Here is a 19,088-nt window from a genome sequence, read left to right on the forward strand (position 1 = left end):
ACTGGTGACCGGACGGCAACCGATGCCCCGACCAACAGGAGGTTTGTCATGAAGATCGTGGTAATCGGCGGCACCGGCCTGATTGGGTCGAAGATCGTGGCCAAGCTCGGCGAGCACGGCCACGAGGCGGTGCCGGCGGCACCGAATACCGGCGTCGACACCCTCACCGGCGAGGGCCTGACCGAGGCGATGGCCGGGGCGTCGGTGGTGATCGACGTGTCGAACTCCCCCTCGTGGGAAGACGCCGCGGTGATGGAGTTCTTCACGACCTCCACCCGCAATCTGCTCGCGGCGGAGGCGGCGGCCGGTGTGAGCCACCATGTGGCGCTGTCGGTCGTGGGGACCGAGCGGCTGCCCGAGAACGGCTACTTCCGGGCGAAGAATGCGCAGGAGAAGCTGATCGCGGAGTCGTCGATCCCGTTCTCGCTCGTGCACGCGACGCAGTTCTTCGAGTTCGTCAAGGGCATCGCCGACGGCGGCGCGGACGGTGACAAGGTCCGGATGGCACCGGTGCTCTTTCAGCCCATGGCCGGCGACGAGGTGGCCCAGGCGGTCGGCCGGGTGGCGGTGGGGTCGCCGTTGAAGGGGCGGGTCGAGGTGGCCGGGCCCGAGCGGCTTCGGATGGACGAGTTCTTCCGGACCGCCCTGGCTGCTTTGGGCGATCCGCGTGAGGTGGTCACCGACCCGCACGCGCGCTACTTCGGCTCCGAGTTGAGCGAGCGGAGTCTGGTGCCGGACGACGGGGCGGTCCTCGGCGAGATCACGTACGTCGACTGGCTGGGCCGCACCAAGTCCGCCAGGTAGCCCGTCGGCCCGGCTCATCATCCAGCAGCCAAGGAGGTACGTCCCATGCCCGCCAACGATCCAGGCAACGCCGGGCCGAAGAGCAGATCGACCGCGTGGCAGACGGCGCTCACTGTGCTGCAGGAGGCCGAGCCGCCGTTCATTCCGGCGGGAGCGCATGCGATGACCGTGGTCATCGAGTTCCCGCCGGGCGACCCCGGTACGCCTTCGCACCGCCACTCCGGCCCCGCGTTCGGTTACGTGCTGGAAGGCGAGATGCTGCTGGAGGTCGAAGGCGAGCCTGAGCGGGTCGTGCGAGCCGGCGAGGCGTTCTGGGAGCCGGGTGGCGACATCATCCACTACCAGGACGGCAACAACCGCGACGACATCCCGCTGCGGTTTACCGTCACGATGCTGTGCGAGCCCGGCAAGCCGATGCTCACCCTGGTAGACGACGAAGAGCTCGCCCGGCGCAAGGACCGCCGTGCCCCTCGCCCGTCCTGACCACGCGGGCAGAGGTCGCGCACTTCTACCGGTTCCAGGAGCTCAGGGTCGGCCGACGCGGCGCCGTCGCGTTGTGGGATCGGAAGACGCGTTGAGCCCGTGCCGGTGGGCGGTCAGGTCGCTTGGGCGAGTTCGACAAACGCCGCTACGACCCGCAGAGCGGGCGGGGTGTCGATGGCGAGTTCGTAGTGCCCGCGGCGCAGGTTCTGCATGAACGCGTGGCCAGCGATGATCACTTGTGCTGTCGTGTCGGTTCGTAGCCCGCGCATCGGTCTCAACCGGTGTTTGAGCTGGCTGTGCTCCGGCGTCGCGCTCAGGCCGGGGCTTCGCCTCAATCGGGCGGCTCTCCGAGAGCGTCGGCGCGCAGCGGCTCGGCACCGCCTACCAGGACCGGTCGGGTGCTCCGCTCGCCGTCGACCTCGGTGCCAATGCGGCGAGCCCTCGGCGCGGACCTGATCCGAGTGGTGACGATCGAGGAGCTGCGGGCCGCGCTGGCCGCCGCGAAGGCCGCCGACCGGACCACCGTCATCCATGTCGAGACGGACCCGCTCGTCACCGGACCGGACGCGGGGGCCTGGTGGGACGTACCGGTCGCCGAGGTCTCCGCGCGCGGCGAAACGCAGGCCGCGCGCGCCGGGTACGAGGCGGGCGCAAGGCCCGCCGCACGCACCTGCGGCCGGCATGAGACGGCGATCACGTAAAAACCTTCATCGACCGCTCAGGAAGCTACGGGTGCCGGAGGCTGGTGCTCGGCCGGCTCGGCGACGCCGAGCCGCCATTGCTGATGGGCGGGGACGTCAGTGACCACGTGTGGCACGACCAGGGCAGCGGCCGCCCCGGGCAGGATGACGGTCTGTTGGCGGACGGTCACGACGGCAGCCTCGCTCGCCTGAACAGATCCGCGTCTGGCCGGCCGACCCGCCGCGGGACCCGAAGGCTGGCTGGTCACCGTGGCCTGGCGCCGGTTCCTCGACGCGACCGGGCCGACGCCGCCTGCCGCCGGCGTGAGGACCTCGTCGACGAGGAGCCGACGCCCGGGGCCCCGGCCGACGACACGCTTCAGCTCTACTTCCTGTGCGCCCACCCGTCGCTGACGCCGTCGTCCGCGGTCGCGCTCACGCTGCGCGCCGTCCGGCTCCACCGGGCCCCGCAACGTCTCCTTCAACAACACGGCGGCGGCGCCGTACGGACTGGCGGCGCTCGCCGCGGCCGGGGCTGTCGTTGGCCGGGGATTGACAGGCTAGTTTGCTTGGATGAGTCTCCTCGATGACGTCGCGAGGCGTGACAGTTGGCGATGCTGGGTGTGCGACGAGCCGGTCGACGCCGACATGTCGGTAAACGACCCGCGTGGTCCCAGCGTCGACAGCCGCACTGCCGACAAGAAGGCCAAGGTCGCCGAGCGACTCGCGCACCGTGCCTGCAACACTCGCAAGGGCGCGGTCAAGGTGGTCATCGCCTGGCCGGACCATCTGCACGTGGTGGAGCCCGCGCCACTGATCACCGTCGCCGAGCGACTCGAACGCAAGGGTGGGCGCGAGCTGGTCGCCCGCTGTCCGAGCAAGAAGGACGCCCAGGAGGCGGCGGACTGGCTGGTCGACCGGTTCTCCCGGCTGGTGCCCGGACTGCCGGTGACCGCAAGCGTCGACGCCGGCGGCGGACAGTACCTCGTCGCCCTGGCCACCGGCCGCCGCTGACCGGTGGCCCTGGTCGGCGGGCCGCCGCCGACCAGGGCAGCCCGGACCCGGGCCACCACCAGCGCTGCTGCACCACCCACGGCACCCCCCGCCGCTCACAGTGCGTCGACGGCAGCGAGTGGCTCGAGCGTTCTCAGCGGGAGATCAGTTCACTTGATCTTCGTCGACGCCCAGCCACGGGCGAGGCCAATGCGCCCGGCAGCTTCGCTAACGCCGGCCGGCTGTTCCTCACCGTCGGCGTGTCGGTCGCGCCGAACAATGGCTCGTCGGCGGAGGCCAACGTCCGCGCCGCCCTGTCCAACCGGACCGGCGAGCCGCTCAACGGTATCGGTGACACCGCCGCCTACGACGAGGTGTACGGCATCGGTTCGGTCGCCGCCGCGAAGGTGACGGGCTCGCAGATGCGGGTGCTGATTGTGCACGGTGCGCCGGGCGACAAGGAGGCACTGATCAAGATCGCCCAATCCGTCGCACCGAAGATCTAGGACGCGACCTCCTCCTGGCACGGAAGCCATCCCAGTCGCGCATCCAGCGGCGGCCTGCGACGAACGGGAAACAGGTTCGCCTACTCCTGGTGCATGGGCGATTTCCTCGCCCGAACACCTACGGCAAGATTGAGATTCAGATCAGCTTCCTGCTCGGCGGGGAGGATCTTCGCTGCCACGGCTGAGGGTCGCCCCAGCTAGGGATCGCGCGTGCTCGGGCCATCTGCGGGCCAGTAACCGGTGGAGCGCAGCGGTCACAAGCGGGCACCAGACGCAACCCGGCCAGCCGCTGGCCTTTCGGGCATCACTGAACGCGGCCAGGACCGCGGCACACGACTTCGCCGACGCCCTACCGGAGAGCTTCAACGTCGGGCCTGGTCGCCTTCGCCGGTAGCGCCGCCGCGCTGATACCTCGAGGCACCGACTGCACAGTTCTGCACGACGGGATCGCACGACTCGGCCAAGACAGCCACAGCCCCCGGTGGCCGGCCTCCCCCGGCGACGGCAAGGCGACGGCCATCTCACCCAACCCATGCCCGTTGTCGCTGACCTGGCAGGTCAGCAGGTCGTGGTGCTGCCACAGACGCACCTCGCCGCTGCCCCCGCCATGGCGCACCACGTTGCTGATCAACTCGTGCACCGCCAACACGAAGTCCTCCAGCCCGTGGCCCACCAGACCTGCCGAACGGGCTGCCGCCGCGCCTGGGCATGCCGGCGTCAGACGGCGGCGCCTCGGACCCGGTCACGCACAGCATCTCGGTCGCCGGCCGGATGTGAAGATGTGCGACGAGCGGGGCTGCCAGGACCGAGGCGGGGACGGGGACCATCGCCTGGCGGGCCATCCGGCTCATCGCCCGCCGACGACCTCGCACGAGAGCGGGTTGGCCGTCCATGTCGCCGCGGCCCACGCTACTGCTTCTCGTTCTGCCGAAGGGCTTCCTCGAGTTGGTCTTCTAAGATGATGATCCGGCAGGCGGCCTCCAGGGCGGTGCCCTGGTCGACCATCTCCCGGGCCCGGGCGGCCAGTCGCAGCTGGTAGCGGGAGTAGCGGCGATGCCCACCGGTAGAGCGGTGCGGGTTGATCAATTTCGCCTCGTCCAGGCGGCGCAGGAAGTCCTGCGTGGTGCCGAGCATCTCCGCGGCCTGGCCGATGGTGTAGGCCGGGTAGTTTTCATCGCCGAACATGTCATCGGGGTTCAGCCCCATGTCACCTCCACGTCGAGGGCCCCGGCGCGCAAGCGCCGGGGCCCAGGGTTACGGGTCAGAACACCATCTACCGACAGGAACGTCGGCTTGTCGTATCCGCACCAGCCGTAACGGACGGCCTCGGGTGCGAGGATCGCATATGCGTGACCGGAGACCACCTCTCGTTCGATGGAAACTGCGGTGTCCGCCCGGCCTGACATGACGGCCGACGGCGGGCGATCCAACGGTGTACGCCCCTCCCTTTCCTCTGCTACTTCTTTCCCTTGCTGTCGTACGGTCCACCGGCACCGGAGCCCACGCGACTTCATGGCCCCGACACGTACGGCGAACATCAGCCGGAGCCCCAAAAGAGCCTCGGCTCCACCTGCACCCCGGCGCGTGTCACACCGGGACTGACGTGCTCCTACTGCCTCCAGAGGGAACGCTTAAGAACGTTCCTCTCCTCGCCGCCCGTCGTGACCCCACGACTGGACGGCCCGTCTGCGTCTTGACGGATCTTTCCTCTCGACTCGAAGAAGAGTATCCCACACCACAGAAGATGTCTAGCCGTTCGAGCCTAGATTTCCTGGCCGCCAGTCATCAGGGTGACTGGCCCGCCGAGCAAGCATGGCGAGTGCCAGGGCGACAACGGCCCCACGTCGATGCCGCCTACCGGCCCATGAACACCGCCAGCAAGGTCGCGGACGAACCCGGGCCGGCCGCGTTGGTCGCGCTCACCGCCCACGACGCAGCACTCTGGAGGCCCTCGCCGGGGCGACCCAGAGCCTCAATGTGACTCTCGTTGATCTTGATGGCACGGTCGTGCGGCCGGCGGGAGCGGGGTCGCGTCGGCGGGCAGCGGTTAATTCAAGCCCGGCGCGGACCGGCGTTGCTGGTCGGGTGAAGGTCTTGGTGTCGCCCGCTCCCGTTGCGCGTCGAGTCCCTCGTACTGCACTGCCGGGTCGGCCTCGGTCGGATCCAGCAACATGACGAAGACCCCCTGGTTCTCCGTCCCGAACAGCACCCGCCCGTCATGCTCGTCATGCACTCGCCGGCAGGGTAGATCTCGTTGTGCAGCCCAAACACCTCCCGGCGCCCAGCAGCGGCTCGGTAGAAGGCCAGCAGCGGCTCAGGGAGAGCTTCATTTCGGTCGTCAAGTCCGTCGTCGCCAGGTGGGATATCGGCGAACCACCCGGCCACGAAGTCGCGTACCGCGGCGACCGGATCGTGCGGCAGGAAGCGGAGCCCAGTCGAGACCGGGAGGGGGTTGCCGCGGTGTCGGCGCACCTGGTCGAGAGCGTCGAACGGCGGGCGGTCCGCGAGGCGCAGCAGACACCACGTCATGCCGCCCGTACCACCGCATGGCCACGGGTTGCCGTCGATGCTGATCGGCTTGTGTCGGCTGACCGGGTTGCGCAGCTTCTCCAACGGGAGATAACCCTTGGCCATGCGAACGAATCCGAGCAGCGGAGGCTTTGACCCGCTGAGCCGCTTGTCGACAGCTTCGGGGAAGGGTTCCTTCAGTTCCAGGCTGTCAAGGTTCTGCACCCATTGCCGCCAGGCCCGGTCGCCCGCCTGCACGATGACCAGCGTCGCCAGCGGCCCGACCAGGTAGGTGACGTTATCCGCAGTCAGCGCCCGGGGCGGCCTTCCGGCGCAGAGCAGCGTGTCGGAATCGGTCACCACCGACCACCGCTCAGTCACGAACGAAGCGGCTCGTTGATCTTGAATCACGACGGGTAGCCACAAACCGATCCCTAAGCCTGGGGGTACGCCGAAGATCTCCCGACGCAGGAGGCACTGGTCCAGCGGCAGATCCACGTGCGTGTCTATGCCATCGCCACCATCTCCTCAATGATCCCGGACCACCAGGCACCTTCCCTGGTCGCCGGCTCGTCCGTTCGGGCGAGTTCTCGGCTGACGGCCTCGACCTGCTCCCGATACCGTGGCCCGTCCTCCACCTCGGCGAGAAGAGCCATGCCGTGCACCCGCTGAAGGAAAATGATGAACCGATCGACGTCAGTGTTCATGAACGCGACTTCCGGCTGACCGCCCTCCACCGCAACGACCGACCACACCGCTGCGTCGCCAAGGTCGACTTGAACCTCGCAGATACCGTGCCACGCCCGGCCGATCCCGAGCCGTCCAGGAAACTCCCTCGACAGGCTGACCCGCTCGATCGGATACGCCTCGAAGAAGACACCCGCTGCGCGTGGCAACTCCACGTCGAGCAGCCGTGCGGCCTGGGGAACGTTTCCTTCGAAGATCCGACGCAGGTCGGTACTCGAGTAGTGGACCACGTCTGGCATGCCCTGCAAACTTCCCGTCTCAGCTGGGTCTCGTGTCAGTGGTGCACAACCATGCGGTAGACACTGATGATGGCCTCTTCGCCCGTCCGCGCCCTGTCCGACTGGGTCTTGAGTGGGTTACGGGGCGTCTTGGCCGGTCTTGCGGTCTCCGCTGCCCTCTATCTCGCGACGCAGTATGCGGACTCGGTCGTCGACCGCCATCCGGAGGTCGACGGTCCGGAAACCCTCGGATCCACCGTATTGATCACGCTTGGCGTCGGCATCCCGAGCAGCGTCATTCTCGGCCTACTCGTCGCCTGGGCCGCCGGGTTGCCACGACCATGGGCAGTCTCCCTCCTCGGCCTGATGTTGGCGGGTCTCCTCATCTGCGGATGGGGAGCTCTCAAAATCCCAGCCTTCGCGTCACCACGGCTGCTGATGGTCACCCTGATCGTGGTTGCATACGCGCTTGCCGCTGTAGCGACCAAGGAGTAGCTACAGCCAGCCCGACTTCCCCACCGCGCCGGCCCGGCCCCGGCCTGCTGGCGACCTCCGGCCGGCATCGGCCGGGCCGGCCGGCCACGCTGGAGACGACCAGGACTCGAAGACCTCGGGGCTCCGCCCCGAACCCCGATGCTCCTCAGGGATCGGCCGGGAGCGAGGCCAGGTCCGCAAGAGGTCCACGGACGGCGAGGGAGTGGTGAGAGATACCGAGAGGCATTTCCGCTGCTAGAGCGCGAGCATCGCCGCCGCGACCTCACCGGCGGCCGCATCGGGGATCGCCGTCGCGGCCCGTTCGAGCACGAGCAGCCGCGCACCGGGGATCTCGCGCGCGAGCGCTTCGCCGCTGCCGACAGGGAACAACGGGTCGCGGCGACCGTGCACCACCAGCGACGGGATCGCGAGCTCGGACAGGCGCTCGCGCCAGCGCGGCTTGCAGTCGAGCTTGGCGAACACCATGCTCAGGTGGTTGGCCATCTGCACCGCGGGCTCCGTGCCCGGCGTGCGGTCCCATCTGCGCTCGGCGGTCGCGCGCGCGGCGACGGGGTCGTCACCGAGGATCTCTGCGCCTGCGGCGGCAAACTCGGCCACCGCGACGCGGTCGGACCAATCGGGCATCGAACGCGAGAACAGCCGGTCCATCGTCGCCGCGTCATGGTCAGGCAGGTCGTCGTCGACCGGGCCTGGAGCAACGGGCCGCGTTCCGGCGAGGGTGAGCGCCGAGAACGCGTCCGGGTGGTCGAGCGCGGCGACCTGGGCGACCATCCCGCCAACGCCGATGCCTGCCAGGTGCGCCGGCCGGTCGTCGAGTTCGCGGGCGAGCGCCGCGGCGTCGGCTGCAAGATCGCGCAGCGTATACGCCGGAACCTTGGGATCGACGGTCCTCGACGCGCCGGAATCGCGCAGGTCGTACCGCACAACGTGGCGCCCGCCGCGCGCGAGCGCCTCGCAGAGTGCGTCGGGCCAGGAGAGCATGGTCGTGCCGCCCGCGAGCACAACGAGCGGCGCCGCCGTGTCGCCGAAGTGCTCTACCCCGAGCGTGACGCCGTCCGCCTCGACCGTCGTCATCACGCCTCCGCCGTCGCGATGACGCCGCCGAACGTGCGGAACGAGTGGACCGTCGAATACATCATGAACCTCCAGGGCGGCGTAGTGGACCGGTGGCGCGGGGACGGCGGCACAAGCTACGCGTCCCCGCCGGTGGTATGCGTCGCGTGGAACGTACGCGACTGGGGTTGGCTCTCAGAGATGGACAACCGGCGGGGCGGAAACTCATCGGGACCCTGTCCGCAAGGGAACGATGACCGATCAGCCGCCCTTGCCCCATGGCTCGAGCAGTACAACACTCAACGGCGTCACACCGCACTCGGCGGACTTCCGACCAGCCGCCTGTCACCAACGTTATGGCCGGGTACAGCTATAGGTCCATACGTCCCACCCATCGCTCATCGACGACACGACCTTCGAAGAAACGCAGGCTTTCCGCAGCCAGCGTCGGCAAAGAACCGACGGCGAAAGAACCAGGAAGCGCACCCGCAACCCGTACGTCTTCCGCGGCCTGATCTACTGCGCCGCCTGCGAACGCAGAATGCAGGGCCAGTACAACCACGGCGACGCGTACTACCGCTGCCGCTTCCCCCAGGAATATGCCCTCGTCAACCAGGTCGCGCACCCCCGCAACGTCTACCTGCGCGAGGACGCCCTCACCGACCCGCTCGACACTTGGCTGACCTCCGCGTTCGCCCCGGACCGCATCGAACGAACGATCAGCGCTATGGCTAATGCCCAGGCCGCTGATGATCTACCCGCCCTCGGCACCGCAGCCCGGGCAACCATCGCCGACTGCGGCGCCAAGCTTGAGCGCTGCCGAGCAGCCCTCGACGCCGGAGCCGATCCGACGGTCGTTACCAGCTGGATCGCCCAAACCCAGGCGGAGCGGACGCGTGCCGAAGCCGATCTTCACGCCACACCGAACAAGAGCTCGCAGCGGATGAACCGAACAGAATCAGCAAACTGGTACAAGCGCTCGGCGACATCGTCACCGTGCTCCGCGACGCCGACCCCGCCGACAAGGCCGAGGTCTACCGTCAACTCGGCCTCCGACTCACGTACCAGCCAGAGACGCAAACGGTGCGCGCTGAAGCTGATCTCAGCGCGCACCGTGGGGTTATGGGTCGTGTCCGAGGGGCGACGGCAACCGGACATCCATGGTCGTCATCAGCGGTCATCTACAACTGGCGCCGCGGTAGCGAGAGCCAACCGACTGGTCAAGTCGTTGGATTCGGTTCGTATGCCGGGGCAACGTCGACCACGAATCCAGGATCCTCCTTCATGGCGAACTGCACTCGCATTCAGAACTGCATTAGCCGATTGCTGGTAAGTACCATTGTCAGGCTGAATCACGTACTGATCGGCAGGGCGGCCGGACACTACGCCTGAACGACGTCACCAACATCGCCGCCGCCAACCACCACCACCACGCCCACGACAGCAACCGATCACTGGCCCTACTCGGCATCACCTGACGACTTTGCCGGACCCCGCGTACGGGTTGGTCAGTGAACGCGGGCCCTGGGCGCAAGCACGTGGGTGACCAGGGTGGTGAGGACGTACTTGGTCGATTCTCGATCCCGGGCGTCACACAGGACAACAGGAATCGAGGGGGACAGCCCCAGCGCTTCGGACACCTCTTCCGGCAGATACTTGGGTGCACCATCGAAACAGTTCACGGCCACCGCAAAGGGCATGCCGCGCTGCTCGAAGTAGTCGACGGCGGCAAATGAGTCGGGCAACCGGCGAGTGTCGGCCAGTACGACCGCACCGAGCGCGCCGAGCGCCAGTTCGTCCCACATGAACCAGAACCGGTCCTGACCCGGGGTGCCGAACAAATACAAGACGAGCCGCGGACTGAGCGTGATCCGTCCAAAATCCAATGCGACCGTGGTGGTTCGCTTGGTTTCGACGCCGGCGGTCGAGTCGACTCCGACCGACCGGAGGCTAAGACCCTCCTCGGTACGAAATGGACGGACTTCGCTGACCGAAGCGACCAGCGTGGTCTTTCCACTGCCGAACCCTCCGGCGATGAGAATTTTCACCGAGGCCGGATCCTGGGCCGGTGCCGGGTTGTCAGAGTCTCTGAAGACCATGGAGCAGTTCCTCCAGAAGTTGCACACTGGCCGTCAGTGCGCCGTGGTTCGGCGGACGAATTAAGACCAATTCCCACTCGTGGAGATCGGCGAGCAGTACGCGGAGCACGCCCAGGGGTAGGTCGAGATCAGCACCGATCTCGACCACGGCCGTCGGCGACATGCACAACCGTAAGATTGCGAGATGCTCCGGGCCAACATGTTGACTGCCGGCCGGTGGAACGTCGACGGTCGCGATCACAGTGAGGAGATCCAAGGAGATTTGTGCAGCGTGGGTTCGGCCAGAGGTGACCCCGTACAGTCGCACCAATGGCCCTGCCTCGTCGTCGAGCCACTCGCTGCCTTCCGCCGACTTTCGCCATGCCGCCATCAAAGTCACCGAATTTCATGCGGAGGGTTTTCATACCTCGGGAGAATGGCCATATGCTCGCCCATTCGGCGCACCAGCATCGACATCTCATAAGCGACCACACCCGCATCCGCACCGGGCTCAGTCAGGACGGCCATCCGGGCACCGGAGCCAGCGGCCATCACGAACAGGAGGCCGCGGGTCAAATCTACCACTGTCCGGCGAACGTCACCACAGTCGAAGTGATCACCGGCGCCGCTGGCGAGGCTGTGAAAACCAGCCGCGACGGCGCTCAGATGGTCGGCGTCGTTGCGGTCGAGATTGCGGGTACGCGCCACGAGGAGGCCGTCATTGGACAGAATAATTGCGTGCCGAATGCCGGGCACCCGTTCCGCGAAGGTGTCCAGCAGCCAGGTGAGGCCGTTTGCGCCCGCAGCCGTATCAGTCATACTAATCACTCTTCCATGCTGGACTCGACGACGGCGCACCGAAACCCGCGCCGGCGCCATTATTGCTGGTGGACGTTGAAGGCGGCACCCCATTCCATCCCAGCTGGATGGCCGACATCAACGACCGGACTTCCTCCGGGTTCCGGTCGTGCTCGGGTTCCGGATGTGCGGGGATAGCGCCCGAACGGCTGGAACGCCGAAGCTGCGGAGCAAGTGCTGCTTGGCGGGGGCGTCGGGGCAGCACCGGCCGGCCCGTGTCCGGGGTAGCCTTTATTGGATTGCCGGGGCTCGGCGGCAGGTTGAGCGCGGGAAGGTGCGGTATCGACCTCAGCGACGCGTCCACCCCGGGTAGATCCGTTGTTGACGGGTCACGGTGCCGCGTCCCCTCGAAAGGAGCAGCGTTGACGGCGGGGGTCACGGCGGTTCGCCCGGAATACGGGTCGGCTGCGGCGAGCCGGCCAGCGGCAACAGGCGCGAGGGGGCTGGTGGCGCCGACTTCGGAAAGCAGGGCCGGAGGCAGCAACACGATCGCGGTGGTGCCCCCATAAGGCGAGGCCCGCAGCGAAACCCGTACGCCGTGCCGAGCGGCGAGCTGACCGACGACGAACAGGCCAAGCTGGCTGCCGTCCGTCAGGTCGAACTCCGGCGGAGAGGCGAGCTGCGAATTACACTCGGCCATCCTTGCTTCGCTCATGCTCACGCCAGCGTCGTCGATTTCGATCACGAAGCCGTTGGCTGCCTTCGAACCACGCACCTGCACCTGCGTGTCCGCGGGCGAATAGAGTGCGGCATTCTCGATGAGTTCGGCGAGCAGATGGATGAGGTCGGCGACCACCGAGCCGACGATGCTTACGGACGGGAATATGTGCACGCTGACCCGCGGGTAGTCCTCTACCTCGGTCACAGCCGCGCGTACCATGTCCTGCATCAGTACCGGGTTGCTCCATGCCCGGCCCGGCGCCTCATTGGACAGGATGATCAGGCTTTCGGCGTGGCGGCGCATCCTGGTGGCCAGATGGTCCAGGGAGAACAACTGGGAGAGCTGATCAGGGTCGTTGCTCTGCCGCTCGATCTGGTCGAGTAGTTTGAGCTGGCGGTGCAGCAGCGTTTGGTTGCGTCGCGCCAGGTTCACGAACACCCGGGACACGCCCTGTCGGAGCTGCGCCTCGCCGCTGGCCGCCTCCATGGCAACCCGGTAGACCCGGTCGAATGAACCAGTCAGGTCGTCGAGTTCCTTGGTACGCGTCCGTTCGACGGCTTGGCCCTGAGAAAGCTCGTCGGCGTTGACGGCCGCTCCGGCACGGAGCCGGTGCACCAACTCCGGCAACCGTGTGGTTGCCACCTCATCCATCCGGGTGCGGAGCGAGGTGGTCTCACGAATCAGGGTCCGGCCGATGCGGATCGAAACGATGACCAGCGCGATGATGCCGAGCAGACCGAATCCGGTGGCGATGCCCGCCCGGATCAGAATCCAGCGGCCGACCGGCTCGCCGCTGGTGCCCCACACCGTGGCAGTCCTCAGCTCGAACGCGTGTACCTCGTCGAGCACCGCGCTCGTCGCAGCGTCCCATTGCGCCGCGGTCACGTTGATGGGCTTCCCGGGCGGCGTCTGGGCGATCCTCTCCTGCAGCGCGTGCAGCCGACCCATGGCCTCGCTGCTGGCGATCCTGTTGTATTCGTCCGCGACCTCGGCAGGCAGGTTGGGCAGCGCCGTAGCGTACGAACCGTTGACCGCGCCGATGTTGGTGACCAGGGCGTACCAGTCGCCGCGGTCGAGGGACCCTGCGGCGATCCCGGCGGACACTCGGGCGTCCACCTCCTCCAGCAGCGACCGGGACCGGGTGAGGCGGGAGAGCGCCTCACCGAAGCTGTGCAGGTCCTCGTCGCCGACACTCGTGAGGGAGTTCAGGAGGCGAATGCCGTTGTCGATGGCCTCGTTGTAGTAAGCGAAAACCTGCGCCGAGTCTGCGGCGCGGATGTCGATCGCGGATCGCTGAGCGGACAGCCAGCCGAGACGGCCGAGCAGTTCCTGCGACAATGGCTTGGTGATTCCTTTGCCGATCTCATCAATCACATCTATCGTGTCATTACGATATTTTTCGGCAGCCTGATCCGTGGCGGCTCGCGCTTCGTTGAGAACGGATCGGCTCGCGCCACGGTCTGCCAAGTACATCACCGAAGCCTTGCGTTCCGCACTCAGCGCGGTGTCCAGTGCGTCGGTGGGCACACCGATTTCGAGATTCCGTCGCTGACTCTGGCTGGTCTCCACGGCGCTGGGGACTGTGAGGTACATGCCGAAGACCCACAGCGGAAGGAGCGTCGCGAACGCCACCACCAACAGCGACCAGATCTGGAAACGCACCGAGCGACGACGTACCTGCATATCTCCCCCGGATCGGTAGCGCGACGGTGGGTCGGTTGCAAAACCCTGTCCCATCGCTCGTTGCCGAGCATGTTGAAACGGCTGCCGCCGCTCAGCGGGAGACGCATCTTGTCTGCTGAGTTCACGCAATTCTAGGTCAACCTCTTCGTTGCGGCGACTGTCGCGGGCGAGCCGAGGCAGACCCGACTCGGCAGCATCCGCCGAAGTTTAAGGGTGCGCACCTTCATCAGACAAAGCTTCGAACCGCCATCACGGGAATCTGACCGACAGTCACAGCGCGGTCCACGGACAGCAAGTGATCTGCACCACGAGAGGATAGAGCCTGGTGACCGTGCTGAACAATACTTCGAGAGTAGTCGTAAGGGCGGCTACAGTTACATTGATTGCCCTCTCGCCCCTGGCCCCGCGACGGCACGGACGGATCAGATCCGCCATTTTCGATACTCCGCCACCGGGTCGACCACGGTGGTGGCGTGGTCGAGGAGGTGCCCTAGATGTACTGCCCAGGCAGGTTGGTTGAGGTTGTGTGACGACACGGCGTAGATAGACGTGATGACGAAGGCCTCCGGTTGTGGAGTGGAGCTGTCTAGGAACCGCTCCGCCAACCAGGAGGCCTTCGTGTCCCACGCTAACGCTGCTTTGACTCCTCGTGCACGTCTTCGTCTGGCGCGTCTGATCGTGGATCAGGGGTGGTCAGTCGCCCGTGCGGCGGAACGCTATGACGTGTCCTGGCCGACGGCGAAGCGGTGGGCGGTGCGCTACGTCGAGCTCGGGGAGGCCGGGATGGGCGATCGGTCGTCGCGACCGCGTCACAGCCCGAACCGCACCTGCCAGCCTCTGGTTCGAAAGGTGGTGCACCTGCGGTGGAGACATCGATTGGGGACGGTTTTCAGATCGCCGGCCGGCTCCGCATGCCCGCCTCTACCGTGCATGCGGTGCTGACCCGTCGCCGGGTCAACGGCTGACGCACGGGGATTGGTCAGCCGGCCGACGACCGACACGTCGAGCCGGGCACCGTCGGCGTCGCTGGTGAGCGGGTCCAGATCCCACTGCTGTTCGGTCATCGTCTCCAGGCTGGTGGCCTGCTGGGCGGCGGTGAGGCTGTCGGTGAGGTCGGCCCAGACCGGCATGCCCTGGCGCAGGGCGGCATCGCCGCGCAGACCGCCGAGCTGGCGCCGGGACGGCGGTAGGGGCCGACCCGGTAGAGGCCGGCGCGAGCGAGCTTCGGACGGCCGCGTCGATGACCACCCGCGGCGCCTCGGCCGGTACGGCGTGCAGCGGCCCGGCGGGCGGGCGCGGCTGCGGCGCGGGTGGACCGTGCGAGGTGCCGCTGGGCGTTGGCGGAGTGCCGCCCTGGACGTTCGCGGTGGCGCCGGTCGGCCCGGTCCCTCCCTGCGGGCTCACCCACGTCTGGGCGACCGTTGCTGGGCTGCCGGCGAGCTGCGTGCCGAGCGTCGCAGCGCCGGACACGACCGGTGTTGGCGTGACCGGCGACGCGCTGACCGGCGAGGACGTGGCGGCCGTTGCGGGCACGGCCGGCGGCGGTCCGGACGCGCCCGCGTCCGGTACCGGGATCGACGTGGCCGGCGACTCCGCCCGCGGCTCCTCCGGCACCGGGTGCCGCGTCCCGGCATCCGCCGCGGGCGGCACGGCCGGGTCGCCGGACCCGGCGGGTTCGTCGATCACACCGCTGGCGTGGAAGCCCGCCGCCGGTGGGCCGGCGGACGCCGGTCGGCTCGGGGGCGCCGGTGGCGGGTCGGCCCGCGGCTCACCGCCGACGTCGTCCGTCGGGCGTGCGCCCGGACCGGCATCATTCCGCCGCCAACCAGCTCGGGTCCGGCTTCCCCGGCAGCAGGGCCGACCGGCCCGGATCGGAGCGCTACGGAGCCGACCGGGCCGGGTGGGCCCGATCCTGGCGGGCACGTGCCCGCCAGGATCGGTCGGCGCTCCGACCTTGGGCAGCGCGTCACCACGAGGTCGTTTCCCGGTACGGGTCGGTACGCGCCCGCCGGGTCCGGCTCGGCCGGGTACGACGGCGGCGGTGTATCCGCTCGGGGCGCGAGGCTGGAGTCGTCGTCATCGCGGTGCCGCATCAGGTAGCCCAGGCCTCGGCCGCCCCCTGCGCCGCCTCGGAGATGGCACCGGAGAGCGCCGCGGCCGGCATGGTGCCCCACTGCCACCCCTCCCCCGTCATCAGTCCGTAGGTTCCCTCGGTGATCACTTCGGTGACCGCCCCTTGGCCCATCCTCCGGGCGACGTCACCGAAGGTCGGCGCGGTGTCCGGCCCGACCACCGAGCGGCTGCCCGAGCCGGCGAGGTTGCCCGCTCCGCCGCCGGCGGGGTTCCCGCCAGCAGCCGTCGCGCTCCGGCCACCGTCGCCGACCCCGCGAGACGCGCTGCCGGAGGCGTCGGCGAGTCCGTCACGTCCCCGACGGCGCAGGGCGGCGGCGGCCCCTCCGACGGGACCGAGCAACAGACCGACCACCGCCCCACGCCCCGACGGCCGCCGCGTCCGCGGTCAGCTTTGGATCCCATCTCGCACGGGTGCCGTCGCGGAGCTGGACGGCCTGAACGATCACGTCCTTCAGCACCTGCATGCCGACGCCGACGACCTGACTCGTGGCCACCGCGGAGAGCAGCCGGGCCAGCCAGAGCGCGATCCGCAGCCGGCCGACGAGCAGCCGCATCGCGAGCGCCTGCAGCGTACCCGGGAAGAACCAGGCGATCGCCGCCGCGACCGTGAACTCGATCATCAGCTCGACCACCGCCGCGATGATCATGAGCTTGGTGTACTCGACCTGGGTCGCGATCTCCTTCAGCTCCAACCCCAGCCGCCGCAGGTACTTGCCGGCGAGGGTGAGGTATCCCGATTCGCCGACGTACCCCTGCATCGCCGCGACGAAGGCCTGCTCGGCCTGGCCCTGCACGCCGTCGCGGATGCTGTTGACCGCCGCGCCGAAGATCGGCAGCAGCTCGTCCAGCCCGTCCGCCGCCGCCCGGTAGGCCCGCGCCACCTCGCGCAGCCGGTCCTCGTTCGTGGCGGGGAACTCCTCGCCGGAGAACCACTTCAGGAAGGTGGCTAGGTCATCCGACGCCTCGATCGCCCACGGCGGCCGATCACCTCCCGCCCGGCGGCGGCGGAGAGCACCGGGGCACCGCCGGTCCCGGCACGGCCACTCCAGGCCCGGCGGCGAGCAGCGCCGGCATCGGTCACCCGGGACAGCCAACCGAGGTGAGGCATCGGCCAGGTGACCGACGATCGACGTAACCGCGCGCATCTATTGAACAACAGGCGTACGCGCCGGCACCGATTCCCGCGCCCGGATAGACAGGTTGGCGGGAGACCGGGCCTCGCTGTCAGAGCGCACCAGCAGAGAATGAACCAACCCGGCCCGTGCGCCGTCGTGCTGTTGCGGATGGACCGCACGCGAAGGGGAACAACCAGGATGCGACTCACGCCCGGCACCGGTGGCCTGTCGAAACTCCGCAGCCGGCTGGTTGACGCGATCACCTGGCCCCGGCGCCGCTCGGCGCTGGTACGCCGGGTCACCCGGGCGCCGATCGGCTGGCTGGACCGGCTGGACAGCCCGCTGCGTCGGGGCGTGGCGGCCGGAGTCCTGCTGGCGCTGGCCGCCGGGCTTGGCGTGGTGGTGAACTCCGGCTTCGGTGCCGCCACCGCCGACGACGCCGTCCGGGCCGGCCGGCAGGTGCCGGCCAGCCTGGTCCAGCCGGTCGCCGCCGCCGCGCTCTCCTGCCCGGTCCTCACCCCGGCCCGGCTCGCCGGGCAGTTGATGGCCGCCTCCGGGTTCAATCCCGACGCGCATACCGACGGCGGTGGCCGGGGCGTCGCCGGCTTGACCGAGGCGGTCTGGACATCCTGGAAGCCCGGCCCGACGGCGCGTCGCAGCGATCCGGCGGCGAACATCGTCGCCCTCGCCCGTCACATGTGTGACCTGTCCGGGCAGGTCCGGCAGGCCGGAGTGGACGGGGACCGGTGGCGGCTGGCGCTGGCCGCCTACCACTCCGGGCTGGCCGACGTGCGGGAGGCTGCCGGGGTGCCGGGGAGCGCCGACGGGTACGTGCGCACCGTCGCCGGGTACGCCGCGTGGTACGCGTCGCGACCCGAGTTCACCCGGACCGATCCGACGCCGTCACCGGCGCCCCTGGGTGGAGTGGCGCCGAGCCCCGGTACGTCGGCCAAGCCGGTGCCGGCAGAATACCTGAAGGCCATCCTGGCTGCCGGTAGGACTTGTCCCGCGGTATCGCCGGCGCGGATCGCCGCGCACCTGATGGCCGTCTCGGCGTTCAACCCGAACCTGCTGGGCTCCACCGGCGCCCAGGGCATCGCCCAGTTCGATCCGGCGATCTGGGCCCGGTACGCGCCGGACTCGGCCACCACCTCGCCGTGGGACCCGCAGTTGGCCATCGCCGCGTTCGCCGTGGTGATGTGCACGCTGCAGGAGGAGGTGGGTCAGGTCGGCCAGGGCGACACGTACCAGGCGGCGCTCGTGGCGTACCAGTGGGGACCGGACGCGGTTCGGCGGTCCGGCGGCCTACCGGCTTCGCCGGCGGTGCGGCGGTTCCTCACCTTGACCCGTGACTACACCACCGCGTACGAACGCGACCCACGGCTGGGTGGCACCCCGGCCCGGCCCGACTCCGGTGGCACGCGCCCCACGGCGTCCGGTAGCAAGGACGCTCCCGCCGGCCGGCCGACGCCGACCACGACCCGGCCGGCCGCGCCGCCGTCCAACCCGCCGCAGACCACTTCGCCGCCGGCGGGTTCGGAGCCGAAGGCGGTCGGCGCGGCCGGTCCGATCATCGGGTTCGGCAGCGACCGCTGTATCGACGTGACCGACGGCGCCTACCAGAGCAACCCTCAGCTGCAGATCTGGACCTGCGACGGCGGCCCGAACCAGAGGTGGACGTTCTACAGCGACGGCACCGTACGCGCGTTCGGCCGGTGCATGACCGTGGCCGGTGGCTCGACCGCGGACGGCGCGAAGATCCTGTTGAGCACCTGCTCCGGCAGCGAAGCCCAGGTGTTCACCCTGAACAGGGCGCACGACCTGGTGAACCGGCGGGCGGACAAGTGCGTCGACGTGACCGACAACGCGACCAGCAGCGGAAGCCGGTTGCAGCTGTGGAGCTGCGGCGGAACGGCGAACCAGAAGTGGCGCCGCTGACCCCGGGGCGGGGTGGACGGGGCTCCCGGACAGTCCCGGCGTCAGTCCTCGCTCGACAGGAGTGATCCGCGTCCCGGCCGGCTCGTCGGCGCACCCCGTCGCCACCCCGTCGGCCGGCGGCGGCAGGTAGTCGTT

General features: G+C 68.8%; 21 protein-coding genes and 4 pseudogenes. 11 read left to right on the top strand and 14 right to left on the bottom strand.

Going from position 1 to position 19,088, the window contains the following annotated elements; all coding sequences use genetic code 11:
* The first annotated feature begins 48 nt into the window (after positions 1 to 48).
* Both AC5L3Z_RS20035 and AC5L3Z_RS20040 read left to right on the top strand, forming a co-directional pair.
* Complete coding sequence (locus AC5L3Z_RS20035) at positions 49 to 804, top strand: SDR family oxidoreductase (RefSeq protein WP_494844120.1); 756 nt, start codon at positions 49 to 51, stop codon at positions 802 to 804.
* Positions 805 to 849: 45 nt separating this feature from the next.
* Positions 850 to 1,287: a cupin domain-containing protein gene (locus AC5L3Z_RS20040; protein ID WP_494844122.1), complete on the top strand. Its 438-nt coding sequence runs from the start codon at positions 850 to 852 to the stop codon at positions 1,285 to 1,287.
* A 113-nt stretch (positions 1,288 to 1,400) separates the two neighbouring features.
* Here AC5L3Z_RS20040 and AC5L3Z_RS20045 read toward each other — a convergent pair.
* Positions 1,401 to 1,589, bottom strand: a pseudogene (locus AC5L3Z_RS20045) (DDE-type integrase/transposase/recombinase); the annotation flags it as partial.
* 162 nt (positions 1,590 to 1,751) lie between these two features.
* Between AC5L3Z_RS20045 and AC5L3Z_RS20050 the strand changes: the two are divergent.
* The 4 genes and pseudogenes from AC5L3Z_RS20050 to AC5L3Z_RS20065 all read left to right on the top strand — a co-directional run bounded on the left by AC5L3Z_RS20050 (position 1,752) and on the right by AC5L3Z_RS20065 (position 3,466).
* Positions 1,752 to 1,988, top strand: a complete 237-nt coding sequence (locus AC5L3Z_RS20050) for a hypothetical protein (protein ID WP_494844124.1) — start codon at positions 1,752 to 1,754, stop codon at positions 1,986 to 1,988.
* 190 nt (positions 1,989 to 2,178) lie between these two features.
* A pseudogene (locus tag AC5L3Z_RS20055) lies at positions 2,179 to 2,419 on the top strand (RNA polymerase subunit sigma-24); the annotation flags it as partial.
* Positions 2,420 to 2,540: 121 nt separating this feature from the next.
* Positions 2,541 to 2,981: a hypothetical protein gene (locus AC5L3Z_RS20060; RefSeq protein ID WP_334523735.1), complete on the top strand. Its 441-nt coding sequence runs from the start codon at positions 2,541 to 2,543 to the stop codon at positions 2,979 to 2,981.
* Positions 2,982 to 3,220: 239 nt separating this feature from the next.
* Entirely contained in the window at positions 3,221 to 3,466 is a 246-nt protein-coding gene (locus AC5L3Z_RS20065) for a hypothetical protein (RefSeq protein WP_494844126.1), read from the top strand.
* A 349-nt stretch (positions 3,467 to 3,815) separates the two neighbouring features.
* Here AC5L3Z_RS20065 and AC5L3Z_RS20070 read toward each other — a convergent pair whose 3' ends face one another.
* From AC5L3Z_RS20070 to AC5L3Z_RS20085, 4 genes are all read right to left on the bottom strand, one after another.
* Positions 3,816 to 4,139: an ATP-binding protein gene (locus AC5L3Z_RS20070; protein ID WP_494844128.1), complete on the bottom strand. Its 324-nt coding sequence runs from the start codon at positions 4,137 to 4,139 to the stop codon at positions 3,816 to 3,818.
* A 236-nt stretch (positions 4,140 to 4,375) separates the two neighbouring features.
* Entirely contained in the window at positions 4,376 to 4,672 is a 297-nt protein-coding gene (locus AC5L3Z_RS20075) for a helix-turn-helix domain-containing protein (protein WP_494844130.1), read from the bottom strand.
* 846 nt (positions 4,673 to 5,518) lie between these two features.
* Positions 5,519 to 6,472: a hypothetical protein gene (locus AC5L3Z_RS20080; protein WP_494844131.1), complete on the bottom strand. Its 954-nt coding sequence runs from the start codon at positions 6,470 to 6,472 to the stop codon at positions 5,519 to 5,521.
* Between the two features lie 8 nt (positions 6,473 to 6,480).
* Complete coding sequence (locus tag AC5L3Z_RS20085) at positions 6,481 to 6,960, bottom strand: SUKH-4 family immunity protein (protein ID WP_494844133.1); 480 nt, start codon at positions 6,958 to 6,960, stop codon at positions 6,481 to 6,483.
* Positions 6,961 to 7,029: 69 nt separating this feature from the next.
* Between AC5L3Z_RS20085 and AC5L3Z_RS20090 the strand changes: the two genes are divergently transcribed.
* A complete protein-coding gene (locus tag AC5L3Z_RS20090; protein WP_494844135.1) occupies positions 7,030 to 7,434 on the top strand; it encodes a hypothetical protein in 405 nt (134 codons plus the stop codon).
* 234 nt (positions 7,435 to 7,668) lie between these two features.
* Here the strand turns inward: AC5L3Z_RS20090 and AC5L3Z_RS20095 are convergent, their stop codons facing one another.
* Positions 7,669 to 8,508, bottom strand: coding sequence for an alpha/beta fold hydrolase (locus AC5L3Z_RS20095; RefSeq protein ID WP_494844137.1), 840 nt, complete (start codon positions 8,506 to 8,508; stop codon positions 7,669 to 7,671).
* A 228-nt stretch (positions 8,509 to 8,736) separates the two neighbouring features.
* Between AC5L3Z_RS20095 and AC5L3Z_RS20100 the strand changes: the two are divergent.
* Positions 8,737 to 8,841: pseudogene (locus tag AC5L3Z_RS20100) on the top strand (integrase core domain-containing protein); the annotation flags it as partial.
* A gap of 16 nt (positions 8,842 to 8,857) precedes the next feature.
* Here AC5L3Z_RS20100 and AC5L3Z_RS20105 read toward each other — a convergent pair.
* Positions 8,858 to 9,112 (bottom strand): hypothetical protein, encoded by a 255-nt coding sequence (locus AC5L3Z_RS20105; protein WP_494844172.1) that lies wholly within the window; start codon positions 9,110 to 9,112, stop codon positions 8,858 to 8,860.
* Between AC5L3Z_RS20105 and AC5L3Z_RS20110 the strand changes: the two genes are divergently transcribed.
* The gene (locus AC5L3Z_RS20110; RefSeq protein WP_494844138.1) at positions 9,029 to 9,820 is read left to right on the top strand and encodes a hypothetical protein; all 792 of its coding nucleotides are present in this window, start codon (positions 9,029 to 9,031) and stop codon (positions 9,818 to 9,820) included. The genes AC5L3Z_RS20105 and AC5L3Z_RS20110 overlap by 84 nt on opposite strands.
* A 175-nt stretch (positions 9,821 to 9,995) precedes the next feature.
* Here the strand turns inward: AC5L3Z_RS20110 and AC5L3Z_RS20115 are convergent, their stop codons facing one another.
* Genes AC5L3Z_RS20115 through AC5L3Z_RS20130 form a run of 4 tightly spaced genes read right to left on the bottom strand, consistent with a single transcriptional unit; the run spans position 9,996 to position 13,746 of the window.
* On the bottom strand, positions 9,996 to 10,586 hold the full coding sequence (locus tag AC5L3Z_RS20115; RefSeq protein ID WP_494844140.1) for a GTP-binding protein: 591 nt from the start codon (positions 10,584 to 10,586) through the stop codon (positions 9,996 to 9,998).
* A complete protein-coding gene (locus tag AC5L3Z_RS20120) occupies positions 10,567 to 10,956 on the bottom strand; it encodes a DUF742 domain-containing protein (protein ID WP_494844170.1) in 390 nt (129 codons plus the stop codon). Before AC5L3Z_RS20120 ends, AC5L3Z_RS20115 begins: the two co-directional genes overlap by 20 nt.
* Before the next feature lie 5 nt (positions 10,957 to 10,961).
* Positions 10,962 to 11,384 carry a roadblock/LC7 domain-containing protein gene (locus AC5L3Z_RS20125; RefSeq protein WP_494844142.1) on the bottom strand — a complete coding sequence of 141 codons (423 nt, stop codon included), beginning with the start codon at positions 11,382 to 11,384 and terminating at the stop codon, positions 10,962 to 10,964.
* 1 nt (position 11,385) lies between these two features.
* Positions 11,386 to 13,746, bottom strand: a complete 2,361-nt coding sequence (locus AC5L3Z_RS20130) for a sensor histidine kinase (RefSeq protein ID WP_494844144.1) — start codon at positions 13,744 to 13,746, stop codon at positions 11,386 to 11,388.
* Positions 13,747 to 14,385: 639 nt separating this feature from the next.
* On the opposite strand from AC5L3Z_RS20130, the pseudogene AC5L3Z_RS20135 reads away from it, so the two are divergent.
* Positions 14,386 to 14,599 (top strand): annotated as a pseudogene (locus AC5L3Z_RS20135) (helix-turn-helix domain-containing protein); the annotation flags it as partial.
* Here AC5L3Z_RS20135 and AC5L3Z_RS20140 read toward each other — a convergent pair.
* From AC5L3Z_RS20140 to AC5L3Z_RS20150, 3 genes are all read right to left on the bottom strand, one after another.
* A complete protein-coding gene (locus tag AC5L3Z_RS20140) occupies positions 14,577 to 14,897 on the bottom strand; it encodes a hypothetical protein (protein ID WP_494844146.1) in 321 nt (106 codons plus the stop codon). The pseudogene AC5L3Z_RS20135 and the gene AC5L3Z_RS20140 overlap by 23 nt on opposite strands.
* Before the next feature lie 962 nt (positions 14,898 to 15,859).
* The gene (locus tag AC5L3Z_RS20145; protein ID WP_494844148.1) at positions 15,860 to 15,988 is read right to left on the bottom strand and encodes a hypothetical protein; all 129 of its coding nucleotides are present in this window, start codon (positions 15,986 to 15,988) and stop codon (positions 15,860 to 15,862) included.
* 199 nt (positions 15,989 to 16,187) lie between these two features.
* Positions 16,188 to 17,045 carry a WXG100-like domain-containing protein gene (locus AC5L3Z_RS20150; protein ID WP_494844149.1) on the bottom strand — a complete coding sequence of 286 codons (858 nt, stop codon included), beginning with the start codon at positions 17,043 to 17,045 and terminating at the stop codon, positions 16,188 to 16,190.
* Positions 17,046 to 17,213: 168 nt separating this feature from the next.
* On the opposite strand from AC5L3Z_RS20150, the gene AC5L3Z_RS20155 reads away from it, so the two are divergent.
* Entirely contained in the window at positions 17,214 to 18,953 is a 1,740-nt protein-coding gene (locus AC5L3Z_RS20155; protein ID WP_494844151.1) for a ricin-type beta-trefoil lectin domain protein, read from the top strand.
* The last annotated feature ends 135 nt before the right edge of the window (positions 18,954 to 19,088 follow it).

The sequence above is a fragment of the Micromonospora sp. LZ37 genome (assembly GCF_059359015.1).

Excerpts from the sequence above, each read along its gene's own strand:
- AC5L3Z_RS20035 (WP_494844120.1), top strand. The coding sequence starts at position 49 with ATGAAGATCGTGGTAATCGGCGGCACCGGCCTGATTGGGTCGAAGATC.
- AC5L3Z_RS20040 (WP_494844122.1), top strand. The coding sequence starts at position 850 with ATGCCCGCCAACGATCCAGGCAACGCCGGGCCGAAGAGCAGATCGACC.
- AC5L3Z_RS20060 (WP_334523735.1), top strand. The coding sequence starts at position 2,541 with ATGAGTCTCCTCGATGACGTCGCGAGGCGTGACAGTTGGCGATGCTGG.
- AC5L3Z_RS20075 (WP_494844130.1), bottom strand. The coding sequence starts at position 4,672 with ATGGGGCTGAACCCCGATGACATGTTCGGCGATGAAAACTACCCGGCC.
- AC5L3Z_RS20085 (WP_494844133.1), bottom strand. The coding sequence starts at position 6,960 with ATGCCAGACGTGGTCCACTACTCGAGTACCGACCTGCGTCGGATCTTC.
- AC5L3Z_RS20090 (WP_494844135.1), top strand. The coding sequence starts at position 7,030 with ATGGCCTCTTCGCCCGTCCGCGCCCTGTCCGACTGGGTCTTGAGTGGG.
- AC5L3Z_RS20095 (WP_494844137.1), bottom strand. The coding sequence starts at position 8,508 with ATGACGACGGTCGAGGCGGACGGCGTCACGCTCGGGGTAGAGCACTTC.
- AC5L3Z_RS20110 (WP_494844138.1), top strand. The coding sequence starts at position 9,029 with ATGCAGGGCCAGTACAACCACGGCGACGCGTACTACCGCTGCCGCTTC.
- AC5L3Z_RS20115 (WP_494844140.1), bottom strand. The coding sequence starts at position 10,586 with ATGGTCTTCAGAGACTCTGACAACCCGGCACCGGCCCAGGATCCGGCC.
- AC5L3Z_RS20120 (WP_494844170.1), bottom strand. The coding sequence starts at position 10,956 with ATGGCGGCATGGCGAAAGTCGGCGGAAGGCAGCGAGTGGCTCGACGAC.
- AC5L3Z_RS20125 (WP_494844142.1), bottom strand. The coding sequence starts at position 11,384 with ATGACTGATACGGCTGCGGGCGCAAACGGCCTCACCTGGCTGCTGGAC.
- AC5L3Z_RS20140 (WP_494844146.1), bottom strand. The coding sequence starts at position 14,897 with ATGCCGGTCTGGGCCGACCTCACCGACAGCCTCACCGCCGCCCAGCAG.
- AC5L3Z_RS20150 (WP_494844149.1), bottom strand. The coding sequence starts at position 17,045 with ATGCGCGCGGTTACGTCGATCGTCGGTCACCTGGCCGATGCCTCACCT.
- AC5L3Z_RS20155 (WP_494844151.1), top strand. The coding sequence starts at position 17,214 with ATGCGACTCACGCCCGGCACCGGTGGCCTGTCGAAACTCCGCAGCCGG.